Source organism: Endozoicomonas sp. SESOKO4 (genome assembly GCF_024606275.1).
Genome location: NZ_JAHHPS010000189.1, coordinates 1 through 1,645, shown reverse-complemented (window position 1 = coordinate 1,645; position 1,645 = coordinate 1). Strand labels below are relative to the sequence as shown.

Sequence of the window (1,645 nt, the reverse complement as noted above, 5' to 3'; positions counted from 1 at the left end):
AGAATGGTCAGGAACTCAGTGTTTACCGTGGGATCGTTTCTGCCAAATATTCTGGCCGACAGGTAGGTACTGAGAAAAAGAATCCATCCTCCCGAATGACCAAAGCATCAACGACTGCGACAACAGATCAGACCGGCCAGATAAGCCAATCCACTGCCCGTAACCAGGGAACCGATTCTACAGGCGACAGTGGTCGTGGAGACGATGACCCACCGGAACCTTCAGTTGTGCAGGATACCGGAAGTTCGGTTGTCACTTGTTCCAAGTGTAACAAGGCACTGGATACACAGGAATTAAGGCAAATAACCAATGAGGCAGCTGCCTCAGCGATTTTATGCAACAAGTGCCTGTCGGGCACTCATGGTAAAAAAAGAGCAAGACAAACCCCGGAAGAAACAGAACCTGATTCATCAGAACCGGCTCAGAAAAAAAAGAAGGGTCCGGGTAGAAAGAGAAATAACTCAAAAACAGCCGCTGCACCACCAGCCAAAAAAAAGAAGCCGACAGACAATCAGATTACCGATGACCCATTGGAAAAAGTAAAAGCAAATATTAAATACGAATTAAGCGAGGAAGAGCTTGAAAAAGCTCAAATCCTTATGGAGGTATTCAAGAAAAAAAACATCACTGTAAAGCACACTTTTTATAAGCTACTTGGTTTCGTAGAGAGAGATTCTTTTGATGCCTTCTTCGAGAATGCGAGCATTTTTTTTGCGCACCTTTCTGAAAACTTCAAAAATACAGGCATGCTAACCAACATGCTGGGTAATCTAAAAAAACATATCCGTAGTTTTGCAGAACGTAGTCAAAGTGAACTCGAATATTTAGCAAGTTTGGATGTATTGACTTCTTTCTCGTCCATGAATAGTAGCAAAGGTCTGCCCATACATAAGGAAGTAAAAGCAATACTGGGCTGGCCGGAATGGAAAGACAAGAATGGTGAGTTCAATATGGAACTGTTCCGTTCTTTCTCGTCCATGAATAATAACCGGGGCTTGCCCAAACATGAGGAAGTCAAAGAGGTGCTGGACTGGCCTGAATGGAAAGACAGGCATGGCCAGTTCAGTATGGAGCTGTTCCGCGCCTTCTCGTCCATGAATCATGGCAGAGGAATACTTAAACATGAGGAAGTGAAAGCGGTGCTGGGCTGGCCCGAATGGAAAGACAGGCATGGCAAGTTCAGCGTAGAGCTGTTCCGCGCCTTCTCGTCCATGAATAGCAGCAAAGGCACGCTTGAACATGAAAAAGTGAAAGAGATGCTGGGCTGGCCAGAATGGAAAGGCAAGGATGGCAAGTTCAATACGGAGCTGTTTCATGCCTTCGCGTCCATGAATCATAGCAGAGGCCTGCTCAACCATGAGGAAGTTGTAGAGGTGCTGGACTGGCCGGAATGGAAAGACAAGAATGGCGAGTTCAGCATGAAGTTATTCCGCGCCTTCTCGTCCATGAATCATGCCAAAGGAAAGCTCAAACATGAGAAAGTGAAAAAGGTGCTGGGCTGGCCCGAATGGAAGGACAAGGATGGCGAGTTCAATATGGAGCTGTTTCGCGCCTTCTCGTCCATGAATAATGACAGAGGCATGCTCAAATATGAGGAAGTGAAAGCGGTGCTGAGCTGGCCTGAATGGAAAGACAAGAATGGCGA

The 1,645-nt window shown here is 46.3% G+C and carries 1 protein-coding gene; it reads left to right on the top strand.

The window, feature by feature from the left end; all coding sequences use genetic code 11:
• On the top strand, positions 1 to 1,645 hold a 1,645-nt coding region (locus KDK16_RS03510; protein ID WP_257274704.1), incomplete at both ends, for a hypothetical protein.